Source organism: Bacillus sp. FDAARGOS_235, from assembly GCF_002073415.2.
GTDB lineage: Bacteria > Bacillota > Bacilli > Bacillales > Bacillaceae_G > Bacillus_A > Bacillus_A toyonensis.
Window position 1 is genome coordinate 2,757,460 of record NZ_CP020437.2, and the last position, 12,031, is coordinate 2,769,490.

11 protein-coding genes are annotated in these 12,031 nt (G+C 36.4%); 1 reads left to right on the forward strand and 10 read right to left on the reverse strand.

The window, feature by feature from the left end; all coding sequences use genetic code 11:
* Positions 1-4 precede the first annotated feature (4 nt).
* Positions 5-781: an SDR family oxidoreductase gene (locus tag A6J74_RS16005; RefSeq protein WP_002105638.1), complete on the reverse strand. Its 777-nt coding sequence runs from the start codon at positions 779-781 to the stop codon at positions 5-7.
* A gap of 387 nt (positions 782-1,168) precedes the next feature.
* Here A6J74_RS16005 and A6J74_RS16010 point away from each other — a divergent pair, with 387 nt between their 5' ends.
* A complete protein-coding gene (locus A6J74_RS16010; protein ID WP_000236354.1) occupies positions 1,169-1,675 on the forward strand; it encodes a DoxX family membrane protein in 507 nt (168 codons plus the stop codon).
* Positions 1,676-1,746: 71 nt separating this feature from the next.
* Here the strand turns inward: A6J74_RS16010 and A6J74_RS16015 are convergent, their stop codons facing one another.
* From A6J74_RS16015 to rocF, 9 genes are all read right to left on the reverse strand, one after another.
* Complete coding sequence (locus A6J74_RS16015; protein ID WP_000138392.1) at positions 1,747-2,313, reverse strand: DUF4256 domain-containing protein; 567 nt, start codon at positions 2,311-2,313, stop codon at positions 1,747-1,749.
* Between the two features lie 136 nt (positions 2,314-2,449).
* Positions 2,450-4,408 carry a S9 family peptidase gene (locus A6J74_RS16020; RefSeq protein WP_000864980.1) on the reverse strand — a complete coding sequence of 653 codons (1,959 nt, stop codon included), beginning with the start codon at positions 4,406-4,408 and terminating at the stop codon, positions 2,450-2,452.
* 26 nt (positions 4,409-4,434) lie between these two features.
* A complete protein-coding gene (locus A6J74_RS30045; RefSeq protein WP_002037801.1) occupies positions 4,435-4,608 on the reverse strand; it encodes a PDDEXK family nuclease in 174 nt (57 codons plus the stop codon).
* Between the two features lie 184 nt (positions 4,609-4,792).
* Positions 4,793-6,595: a glutamine--fructose-6-phosphate transaminase (isomerizing) gene (glmS, locus tag A6J74_RS16030; protein ID WP_000334150.1), complete on the reverse strand. Its 1,803-nt coding sequence runs from the start codon at positions 6,593-6,595 to the stop codon at positions 4,793-4,795.
* A 12-nt stretch (positions 6,596-6,607) separates the two neighbouring features.
* A complete protein-coding gene (locus tag A6J74_RS16035; protein ID WP_033659100.1) occupies positions 6,608-6,793 on the reverse strand; it encodes a hypothetical protein in 186 nt (61 codons plus the stop codon).
* 290 nt (positions 6,794-7,083) lie between these two features.
* Positions 7,084-8,427: a phosphoglucosamine mutase gene (glmM, locus tag A6J74_RS16040; RefSeq protein WP_000521472.1), complete on the reverse strand. Its 1,344-nt coding sequence runs from the start codon at positions 8,425-8,427 to the stop codon at positions 7,084-7,086.
* On the reverse strand, positions 8,420-9,889 hold the full coding sequence (locus A6J74_RS16045) for a CdaR family protein (RefSeq protein WP_000359586.1): 1,470 nt from the start codon (positions 9,887-9,889) through the stop codon (positions 8,420-8,422). Before A6J74_RS16045 ends, glmM begins: the two co-directional genes overlap by 8 nt.
* The gene (gene cdaA / locus A6J74_RS16050) at positions 9,882-10,703 is read right to left on the reverse strand and encodes a diadenylate cyclase CdaA (protein WP_001115710.1); all 822 of its coding nucleotides are present in this window, start codon (positions 10,701-10,703) and stop codon (positions 9,882-9,884) included. The genes A6J74_RS16045 and cdaA overlap by 8 nt, the downstream gene beginning before the upstream one ends.
* A gap of 248 nt (positions 10,704-10,951) precedes the next feature.
* Entirely contained in the window at positions 10,952-11,845 is an 894-nt protein-coding gene (gene rocF, locus A6J74_RS16055; RefSeq protein WP_000711577.1) for an arginase, read from the reverse strand.
* Between the last annotated feature and the right edge of the window lie 186 nt (positions 11,846-12,031).

The window sequence follows — 12,031 nt, forward strand, 5'->3', positions numbered from 1 at the left end:
CTTTTTACCTTTTAAATCCACCTTCCGAATGAATCACTTGTCCCGTAATCCACTCTGCTTCTTCACTTACTAAAAACTTTATGAGTCTAGCTGCATCCTTTGGCTCACCAATTCTGCCCAGAGGAAACATCGGCTTTAATCCTTGCTTTATCTCTTCAGTCATCCATCCTGTACTAGTTGGACCTGGGTTAATTGCATTCACTGTTATTCCTAAATGGGCTACTTCTGCTGACAACGTACTGGTAAGAGCATCAATAGCTCCTTTCGTTGTTGCATACGCCAGTTCTCCTGCCATAGGCCCTTGAAATTGCCCCGAAGTCATATTCACAATTCTACCACCAAATTTCTTATCAAATCCTCGGGCAAATTGACTACTTAACAATGTAGTCGCACGAACATTTACCATGTAATGCTTATCCAGCTCTTCAGCAGACAAATTAGAGAAATCATTATTCGTAGAATATGCTGCATTATTAATTAATATATGAGGGTAGCCTAGTTGTTCAGTAACCCTATTTATAAGCTCTTTCGGTGCATCATTTTGAGTTAAATCTAACTCCATGCTCGATACTTTAACACCTTTTTGTATTAGCTCTTCTTTTAATTGTATTTGTTCATTTTGCTCAACGCCCCAAGGCATCTCTTTATCGTAAGCTGTCCAATACGTAAAAAATATATCGTATCCAGCCTCTGCTAACTCTGTGCAAATAGCTGCTCCTATACCGTCTAGACGACTTACACCTGTAACAACTGCTACTTTATTTTTTAATTGATTCATCATATACTCCTCCAATTTTAAAGGACGCATATTTTATATGAGAGATATAAATTTCCCCACAAAAAAGATAGATACATAATAGGCCTATCCTTACCGAAGGAATGACTACGCCAAATATGCAGTCCTTGAATGATTTACAGATAGCTAAATAAACCCTCACTTATGAGAGAAAAATAATCTATCCAATTGCTAATCATTACAAGTTCATCCACATATCTAGTCTTTGCCTCCTTTTGATATATCTCTATTATTAGTCTATCAAAAAAGATGAAATGTTACAAAAAATAAAACAATTACTCACAACATATATTCGTTCACATTTCCTCCATTGTGAATTTATTCACAATGGATATATAATAAACATGTAAATACAATATTGGAGGGATTTCAATGGTTATCAATTTTTTAAGAACTGATAAACGTGCTACTTTCATATTATTACTTTTACGTCTTTACATAGGATATTCTTGGATTACTGCTGGAATAGGGAAAGTTTTAGGACAATCTTTTGATGCCAGCGGTTTCCTCAAAGGCGCCATCGCCCAAGCATCAGGCGATCACCCCGCAGTACAAGGCTGGTGGGCGGATTTCCTTCAAAACTTTGTTCTTCCGCACGCAGACTTATTTAGCTTTTTCGTACAATGGGGGGAAATCTTAGTAGGTTTAGGTTTAATTTTAGGTGGATTAACAAAAACTGCTGCATTCTTTGGAATCATAATGAATCTTTCATTCTTATTAAGTGGAACTGTTAGTGTAAACCCAAACATGCTTGTTTTAACTATGTTCATTTTAATTGCAGGTCATAATGCTGGACGTATTGGATTAGACGGTTATGTTTTCCCTAAACTTTTCCGGAAAAACAACCACGAAACATATAAATTAAGTAAAACTGCGTAGTAACAGTTTACTTTTAAAATATAAGTAAGAAAAGAGCCTAAGTATAGGCTCTTTTCTTACTTACTCCAAATTTAAACTCTTAACGAACCGCGAAACCCTCTAGCAGCATAATAGGAATCTGCTCCATTGTGGTACACAAAAACGTGTCCAAAGCGATAATCGCAAAATAGAGCGCCACCGAGTTCGCGAATATCTGAAGGCGTTTGTACCCAGCTTGATGATTTCATATCGAAATCCCCAATTTGTTGCAAATCTCGATATTGTTCTTCAGTTAATAATTCAATGCCCATAGCAGTTGCCACATCAATGACATTATTTTCTGGTTTATGTTTTTTTCTTGACTCTAACGCTTCAAGATCATAACAAAGACTTCTGCGGCCTTTAGGACTCTCCTTTGAACAATCATAGAAAGTATACTCGTCCTTCTCTTTATCATAACCAACAACATCCGGCTCACCGCCAGTTACTTCCATTTCATTAAGTGACCATAATTTCTCAGCATTAACATCCAGCTTCGCTTCAACTTTAGCCCATTCAAGACCTTCATGACGATTCATATTCTTCTCAAAACGAGCTTTCAATACTTTGAATAATTCTTCACGCTGTTCTACTGGTAACACATTTTTATTTTCTGTCATATTAGTCCTCCGAATTACATTTCCTTATAATCATAATGGTTTGCATGCAGTTTACAACAAATTATATAATTTGTTGTATCTCTTTTTCAACAATATGACCCGATTGTACAACGAAAAATCCCTGTACGAATATCCATTATATAGTACGAAAGCCCTCCATACTTTCTCCAAGAATATAATGTGAAAACCACATCAAGTTCTGCTTCATAATAGCTACTCTCATTCCTGGCTGATCAGAACTATATGCCATTCCTTTAAATATAATTAATTCTGTATCAACTTCCATATCTCTTAATCCTTCATATAGCTCATATGCATTTGTAGTTGGAATTCTTGCATCCTTTTCCCCATGTTGAATTAAGGTAGGCGTACAAGCTGATTTAATATATGTCATTGGTGATGTCTTCGTATAGATCCCCGGATCATTCCATGGAGTATTTCCTAAATACATTCTAATAAAGTAAGGGATATCTGTATTTACATAATGGGTACTCCAGTTCGTAATTCCGCCCCCAACTGAAATAGCTTTAAATCTACTACTAAATGTAGAACAGAAAGCTGATATATATCCTCCGTTACTCCATCCCATAACTCCTACTGTATCTTTATCTACAATCCCTTGATCAACTAGTTTATCCACCCCTGATATAACATCATCATAGTCAGCGATTCCCTGTTTTCTGTAGTTTGCTTTTAAGAATTCATTACCATAACCTGAACTTCCTCTGTAGTTTGGCTCTAAAACGATAAAGCCTTTTTCGATAAACTGTTCAATCGGATATTTCTCATTGAAGCTGTCTGAAAATATCGGAAAGGATGCCCAAGCCGGACCACCATGAATTACTACTAATAAAGGATATTTTTTATTTGAGTCAAACTCTGCTGGGGTTGATAACACACCCTCAATTTCAAGGCCATCTCTACTTTTCCATGAGATGATTTCCCTATTACTTTTAAGCTTGTCTTCGAAAAAGCTATTTTCATCCGTTATTCTTTTATCATCCAAATAGATTTCAAAGGTTTCATTTGTTATAGCCTTATTATAGGTTATATGATTTCCATCCTTTGTTATAGAGGCATCCATTATAAAGCCATCTACCTTGTCGCTTAATGCTTCCACAGTGCCATCTTCAGCTAGTAATCCAATACGATAATTCGTTTTATCCTGCCATCTAATTAAAATTCCTTTAGCTGTCCACTGTAATGGCGTAACCGTACTATCAAAATTTGTTAGAGGCTGAATTACCTCTCCAGTATTCATATCATATATCTCTAATGTATTATCTTGTATATGATTTCTATAGTAATCCTTCTCTCTTATGCTTGCTGAGTAACATATTTTATCGCCCTCAGGAGAAAAGCAGATGCTCGCTCCTAACAACGTATCTATATTCATCTTTTGTAGTTCCCCAGCTTCAACATCTAATATATATATATCACCATTCATATAATCGTTTAGGCTTGGTGTAGCCATACATACAACCTTTTTCCCATTATTTGAAATATCAAAGTTATGTATATAAAAATCCTTACCGTCCGTTAGTTGATAAACACCGCTAACCTTCCGTTCCTGTTTATCATTTTGTTTCACTTTTTCTATTTCAATGTAGTATAAACAATTATTCTGATGTTCCTTACCTACATGATGGAAATCTCCATATCGTTCCTTACGTTTCTTTATCTCCTCACATTCTTTTGACTGTGCAATATAATAAAAACCTTTACCAGTAGGCTCCCATTTGAAATTACTGACTCCTTCTTTCTCATCAGTAATTTGAACCTCACTATAGCCGTCTAGTGACTTAAAAAAGATCTGATTTTTCCCATCTCCAACAGGGCTAAGATATGCGATACCCTTAGAATCTGGAGACCATAATGGATGTGTACTATCTATATCTCCAATTGTTAATGGGTAACTCTTCCCCTTTTCCTTTTCATATATCCATACATGGTTTCTATATGTATTGTCTTTCCAGTTAGCTGTCTTTTTAACAAACGCTACATTTTTGCCATCATCACTTATATTTGTACTTGATAAGGCCGGTAATGAAATAATCTCTTCTATACTTAAATATGTTTTTTCTTTCACTTTCATTAATAAACACCCCTCGTCATGTCTAGTCAATTAATGCATCTATACTCCCAAGATTCCCGTTCAATTGGATCAGCTAGGTGTTTCATTCCAAGCTCTTCAGCAATAACAATCGTCTTTTCTTGTAGTAATAAAGAAAACTGTTCATGAATACTTAAAATATTACTAGAAAATTCAGATAAACAAAAGTGATTTCGTTCCAAATCCGATAAAGTGAACCTTTAATCAGTAGGGCTTCTGTCCATTCCCACTGCTAGTTCCTCGCTCCTCTTTAATCCACTTATCGATTTTAAATGTTCTCTTTCTTTTGGACACAAAAACACCCCTTTAGATAAAAATATCCAAAGGGGTGAGGCTTCACAAATTTATTTCAAATCTACCAACCTTCTACTCAACCGTAACAGATTTAGCTAAGTTACGTGGCTTATCAACGTCACACTCGCGGTGAAGTGCTGCGTAGTATGAGATAAGTTGTAATGGAATAACTGCTACTAGCGGTGCTAGTGCTTCGTGTACAGCTGGTAATACGAAGCTGTCTCCTTCCATTTCTAAGCCTTTCATTGAGATGATACATGGGTTAGCTCCGCGTGCTACTACTTCTTTCACGTTACCGCGAATTCCAAGGTTTACGTGCTCTTGTGTAGCAAGTGCGATAACTGGTGTACCATTTTCGATTAAAGCGATTGTACCGTGTTTTAATTCTCCTCCAGCAAATCCTTCTGCTTGGATGTAAGAGATTTCTTTTAGTTTTAACGCACCTTCTAATCCTACGTAGAAGTCTACGCTACGTCCGATGAAGAAACAGTTACGCGTTGTTGCTAAAAATTGTTTTGCTAATGCGTCCATTTCTTCTTTTTGATCACAAAGTTCTATCATTGCATTTGCTACAATTCCTAGTTCGTGTGTTAAGTCGAAATCAAGAACTTCACCTTTTGCTTTAGCAATGTCAGCCGCTAAGATTGAAAGTACTGCAAGTTGTGCTGTGTAAGCTTTCGTTGATGCAACCGCAATTTCTGGTCCAGCGTATAGTGGAAGTGTATAGTCAGCTTCACGAGAAAGCGTAGAACCAGGTACGTTTGTAATTGTTAATGCTTTATGACCCATTTCATTTGTTTGCACAAGTACTGCACGGCTATCAGCTGTTTCACCACTTTGTGAAATGTAAATGAAGAATGGTCTTTCTGTTAATAATGGCATGTTGTAAGAGAATTCACTTGCTACGTGTACTTCAACTGGTGTTTTTGCAAACTTCTCGATAAATTGTTTTCCAACAAGACCTGCATGATAACTCGTTCCACATGCAATGATGTAAATACGATCGCTATCTAAAATCGCGTTGCGGATATCTTGATCTAATTCAATTTCGCCATTTTCATCTTGATACTTTTGAATAATATTACGGATTACAAGTGGTTGCTCATCAATTTCTTTAAGCATGAAATGAGGATATGTTCCCTTTTCAATGTCACTTGCATCTAATTCCGCTGTAAACGGTGCACGTTCAATCGTTTCACCTTGTAAGTTTTTAATTGTAATGCTTTCTTTCGTTACGATTACGATTTCTTTATCCATTAACTCAATAAATTGATCTGTAACTTGTAACATCGCCATAGCGTCGCTCGCCACAACATTAAAGTTGTCACCAACACCTACTAATAGCGGGCTTTTGTTTTTAGCAACATAAATCATGTTTGGATTTTCAGCATCAAGTAATCCGATTGCATAAGAGCCATGTAAAAGAGATAGCGTATTACGGAACGCTTCTTCTACACTTAATCCTGTGCTCACTTGTTGTTCCATAAGCTGTACGATAATTTCTGTATCTGTTTCACTTACGAACGTTACATCTTGTAAATATTCCTTTTTCACTAATTCATAGTTTTCAATTACACCGTTATGAACTAGTGTAAAGCGCTTTGATGTACTTTGATGCGGATGCGCGTTTACCTTACTTGGAACACCGTGTGTAGCCCAGCGTGTATGTCCGATACCTACGCTTGCTGCTACGTTCTCATCTACGATTTCGCGAAGTTTTGCAATACGGCCTTTTTCTTTGTACACAACAACACCGTTCTCTGCTTGTACTGCAATACCTGCTGAATCATATCCACGATATTCTAGTTTTTCTAAACCTTTTAATAAAATTTCCTTTGCATCTTGTTCTCCAATAAATCCTACGATTCCACACATGTTTAGTCGCCGTTACAAATGCTTACACTGCTCTGCGAACATGTAACGACATAGTCCGATACCATTTTTATTTATACTAAAAAACGGATTACATATTGCTAGCCCTGTAAGCTTGTAACGGCTTTCACCTTCCTCTCGATTGGGTTTAAGTCCGTATATACTTATACAGCTAGTTTTCATCCGTTCCTTTTCTCTCATCACACTTTCACCTTTGTCCATTAAGTCACCTTAATGATTTAAGTAAAAGCTTGCGGTTATGATGAACAACCGGGAGTCATCCGCCGAAATCTCGATAAAACTCCACCTCGTCAACTACACTACTTGTAGTTCTGGCGCTTTTATAATTTACAACATTTACTTTGAGAAAAAGAACAAGACAATCTTATAACAAACATTATAAACCGTCAATGAAATTTTTTTCATCGTCTTTAAAACATATGAAAAAGGAGCACTTCTTGTGCTCCTTTTAAAATAAATTCAACAAATTATTAAGCGCCAACTTCAGCTTTAACAACTTCTACAATACGATGTACATATGCATTACAAACTTCTTGTGTCGGTGCTTCTGCCATTACACGAATAAGCGGTTCTGTTCCAGATGGACGCACAAGAATGCGACCATCACCGTTCATTTCTTCTTCTACAACACGAATAATTTCTTTAATTTTTTCATTTTCTAATGCTAATTTTTTATCTGTTACACGAACATTTACTAGTAATTGTGGGAATTTCGTCATTTCTCCTGCAAGCTCAGATAATGGCTTTTTCGTCATTTTCATGATGTTTACAAGTTGAAGTGCACTTAACATTCCATCACCAGTTGTAATGTAATCAAGTAAGATAATGTGACCTGATTGTTCTCCGCCTAAGTTGTAACCACCGCGTTTCATTTCTTCCATTACGTAGCGATCACCAACTGCAGTTTTGTCACTTGTAATATTGTTTGCTTCAAGTGCTTTGTAGAAACCTAAGTTACTCATAACAGTTGAAACAACTGTATTGTGCTTTAGTTGACCAGTTTCTTTCATGTACTTCGCACAAATAAACATAATTTGATCGCCATCAACGATGTTTCCTTTTTCATCTACAGCGATTAAACGGTCACCATCACCATCAAAAGCAAGACCGATATCAGCACCTTTTTCTTTCACTAATTCTGCTAGGCCTTCAGGATGCGTAGAACCTACTCCAGCATTAATATTCATACCATTCGGTGAAGTTCCCATTGTTGAAATATCAGCTTCTAAATCCGCAAATAAGTACGGCGCTAAAGAAGACGTTGCACCATGTGCACAATCTAAAGCGATATGTAAACCAGAGAAATCTTCTTCTACAGTTTGTTTAATGTATTGTAAATATTTTTGTCCACCTTCAAAGTAATCGCTCACTTGTCCAAGGTTAGTACCTGTTGGACGTGGCAATTCATCAACTTCTTTGTCTAATAAAGCTTCGATTTCTGCTTCTTGCTCATCTGTTAATTTAAAACCGTCTGAACCGAAGAATTTAATTCCGTTATCTTGTACCGGATTATGAGATGCAGAAATCATCACACCCGCTTGTGCGCCTAACGCCTTTGTTAAATAAGCAACACCCGGTGTAGAAATAACACCAAGGCGCATTACTTCTGCTCCAGTTGATAATAGACCTGCTACTAAAGCTCCTTCTAACATATGACCAGATACACGTGTATCACGACCGATAATTACTTTTGGACGATCTGTATCTTTTGTTAATACATAACCACCAAAACGTCCAATTTTGAAAGCTAATTCAGGTGTTAATTCCTCATTCGCAACTCCACGTACTCCATCTGTACCAAAATATTTACCCATTATGATTCGCTCCTTTTTCTTGCTCTTTTTGATTATCTACCGTTGGTTCTTGACTAAGTTCTTTATCTTTATCTTTGTCTTTTTCTTTGTCCTGGTCTTTTTCTGGATTAGTTTCAGGATCTTTTGGTTTTTCAGTTTGATTATCTTGATTATTATTTGAATCTGGTTGTTCACCATTACCCTGTACTTCTTGATCTGGCTTTTCTTTCTTCACAATAGTAACTTTAGCACTTTTTTGTTTTGGCTCTATTGAAATATTACCAGGACCGCTCACTTGAATCGAAACATCCTTCGTCCCTGGCGATACATTTTGCAAATTAATTACCGCTGTTATTTGAGCAGCTGTTATTTTATCTACTATACTTGCTTCTCCTGAAATATCAACGCTTATCTTTCCATCCTGTGGCGAAAGTAGCTGAGCAGTGACATCTTTAGAAACTCCATTTTTTTGAATCGAGACACCTTCAATTGTTCTAGTTTTTGTTTGTTTTACTTTTTGTACCCCTACGGAAACCTTCACTTGATTTGGTTTAGAACTCGTTACACCCTTTGGCAATAAAACAGAGGTATCGAATGTTGTAGACTCAGTCAATTGACTAAGATCTACTTCGACCCCCTCTATCGATTGTATATTATCCAAAATATCTTTTGGACCCGCTATCGTTACTTCTCTCGGTTCAACGCTAATATTTGTAACGGCCAATCCTTCTGGTAAACTCCCCTTTTTCGTATACGTTACAGGAACAGTTTTTTCCGTATTATTGGCCGTAGCTTGCGTCGCCACATTCAACGTTACACTAATTTTAGATGGACTTGTTCTTACATTTAAACGTTTTCCTTCTTTATTGTATAATGTAACTTCAGCTGTTTTTGTAACAGTTTTATTAACACCTTTTAAATCAATATACGCCTTAGCAGATGAAATACTTTCGATTTCTTCTTTCGTCCCAACTACCTCAACAGTATCAGGTTTAATGTTTGATTTTTCGAGAGTAGCACCCGCTGGCATTTGATCCTCATTTGATAACTTTAAGTCTACATGAACATATTTTCTCGCTTTTTCATGAAGAGTAACTTTAATTGTTGATGGCTGAACTGTTCCCTTCACATCATCTGGAAGCCCGTTCGTTTTCAAAGAAACTTCATAAGTCCCTTTTGGACTATCTCGCAAATCAACCGTTATATCAAATTGTTTTTTTGCTTTTGCTGTAGCAACTGCTGCTTTTGGGCCTTCTAACTTCACCTTAACGCCCTCTGCCGGAATACCACTTACAATATATTTATCTTCATCATACTTAAGGTTAATAGCATGATTAGTTAATGTTTCTTTCGTATCATTTGCGAAAGGTAATATACCCGATGTCGTATTCTTTTCAGTTAAAGTTGCGGACATAAAAAGCATACACGCCAATAGTAATGAGATTCCTTTTAAAAACCAATGATTCTCCATTAACTTATCCATGACGCTTTCTCCTCCAATTCCATAAAGACGAAGAAGTCGTTTTTTCGTTCCCACTAAATTCTGCTAATAACATATCCTTCAGTTGTTCTGTCTTCAAATCACGATGCAACTTACCATTTTTCGTTAAAGAAATTTGGCCTGTTTCTTCAGATACAACTACTGTAATACTATCAGTGACTTCACTAACTCCCATTGCAGCACGATGCCTTGTTCCTAACTCTTTAGAAATAAAGGGGCTTTCTGATAATGGAAGATAACAAGCCGCTGCTTTAATTGTACTTCCTTGCATAATTACGGCTCCGTCGTGCAGAGGCGTATTTGGAATGAAAATATTAATGAGTAACTCCGATGATACATTTGCATTTAACGGAATACCCGTTTCCACATAATCACCCATTCCGGTCTCTTTTGACAACGTAATTAATGCACCAATTCTACGTTTTCCCATATATTCCGTTGCTTTTGCTATCGATGTTGCAACAATTTCAGGTTCATCATCCTCCTGAGTTCCAACACGCGAAAATAAACTTCCGCGTCCTAGCTGCTCAAGTGCTCTTCGCAATTCTGGCTGGAAGATAATAATAACGGCTAAAAATCCCCACGTTAATACTTGTTCCGTTAGCCAATAAAGCGTATGCAATTCAAGGAAAATACTAATCATCCGAACGACAATAATAACTGTAATCCCCTTTAAAAGTTGAACAGCTTTTGTCCCTCGGATTATAAGAATTAGCTTATATATAATAAACCATACAACGGCAATATCTAATACCGTACTAAGATATTTCAAAATGGTCGTATCTTCAAAAGGCATGCTAACCCTTCCTCCTACTTACGAGCAATTCTATCCATATATTGAAATATTGTTTTATGCTCTATCTGTATGTATTTCCAACAACTAGTTAATTATACCATACATGAAACAAACGACAATTACAAACAACCCCCTTTAGATCAAATTGGTAAGATGTCAAACAATCTTATCGTACAGTATAATATAAATCATTATTATACGTCTATTTTCAAATAAAAAAAGCAACTTCTCAGTTGCTTTTCTTACATTTATTTTAGTTTTTCACCGAATAAAGAACCCATTAAAGCAACCGCAGTTGTTGCCGTTCTATTTCTCTCATCTAAAATCGTATTTACTTCAACAAACTCAGCAGATGTAACAATATCAGCTTCCGCTAACATTTCCATCGCTAAATGACTTTCACGATACGATAGACCACCAATTACAGGCGTTCCAACTCCCGGTGCATCATGAGGATCAAGACCATCTAAATCTAATGATAGATGTACACCATCAGTATGAGATAAATAAGCAATTGTTTCTTCCATAACAGCCGTCATACCCATACGATCAATTTCATGCATTGAGAATACTTTAATACCTTCATTGCGAATAAAGTCTTTTTCTCCTTCATCCAATGCACGTGCACCGATAATTACAACGTTCTCTTTTTTCACCTTTGGATATGCCTCGTATAAGTCTACAAGCGTGGGATGTCCATAGCCTAAACTTGCTGCAAGTGACATTCCATGAATATTACCAGATGGTGAAGTTTCCTCCGTATTTAAATCTCCATGTGCATCATACCAAATAACACCTAAATTTTTATAATGTTTTGCCACACCAGCTAGTGTACCAATTGCGATACTATGGTCACCACCTAATACAAGTGGAAAACGACCTTCTTCTATAATATGATCCACCTTACTTGCCAATTCATTACATACAGTCGCAACTTGTGTAAGGTTTCTTAATTTTGTATTTTCATCAACTTCTTTTTCTCTCTCTATACATATATCTCCCATATCTTTAACGTTATATCCAATTTCTTCAATTCTTTCAATTACCCCTGCATAACGGATCGCGCTCGGGCCCATATCAACTCCACGACGCATCTGTCCTAAATCCATTGGAACTCCAATAACTGAGATTTCTTTTTTCATAGATAGTATCCCCCTTTTATGCCTTCACTAAATATTTTAAATCTTTTATATACTCTGACTCAACTCGACATTTTTCTGTATGGATATACAATTTATTCACTTATATTTATGTTGAAATCCAAATCTTAAGACCATTTTATGTATAAAGTTAACTTAATGAAACAACTGCTATCATTATTATTAGAT

What these genes read in the sequence shown, in the direction of transcription:
- rocF (WP_000711577.1), bottom strand. Translation starts at nt 11,845, where the DNA reads ATGAAAAAAGAAATCTCAGTTATTGGAGTTCCAATGGATTTAGGACAG.
- glmM (WP_000521472.1), bottom strand. Translation starts at nt 8,427, where the DNA reads ATGGGTAAATATTTTGGTACAGATGGAGTACGTGGAGTTGCGAATGAG.
- A6J74_RS16005 (WP_002105638.1), bottom strand. Translation starts at nt 781, where the DNA reads ATGATGAATCAATTAAAAAATAAAGTAGCAGTTGTTACAGGTGTAAGT.
- A6J74_RS16015 (WP_000138392.1), bottom strand. Translation starts at nt 2,313, where the DNA reads ATGACAGAAAATAAAAATGTGTTACCAGTAGAACAGCGTGAAGAATTA.
- A6J74_RS16035 (WP_033659100.1), bottom strand. Translation starts at nt 6,793, where the DNA reads ATGAGAGAAAAGGAACGGATGAAAACTAGCTGTATAAGTATATACGGA.
- glmS (WP_000334150.1), bottom strand. Translation starts at nt 6,595, where the DNA reads ATGTGTGGAATCGTAGGATTTATTGGAGAACAAGATGCAAAGGAAATT.
- A6J74_RS16010 (WP_000236354.1), top strand. Translation starts at nt 1,169, where the DNA reads ATGGTTATCAATTTTTTAAGAACTGATAAACGTGCTACTTTCATATTA.
- cdaA (WP_001115710.1), bottom strand. Translation starts at nt 10,703, where the DNA reads ATGCCTTTTGAAGATACGACCATTTTGAAATATCTTAGTACGGTATTA.
- A6J74_RS16020 (WP_000864980.1), bottom strand. Translation starts at nt 4,408, where the DNA reads ATGAAAGTGAAAGAAAAAACATATTTAAGTATAGAAGAGATTATTTCA.
- A6J74_RS16045 (WP_000359586.1), bottom strand. Translation starts at nt 9,889, where the DNA reads ATGGATAAGTTAATGGAGAATCATTGGTTTTTAAAAGGAATCTCATTA.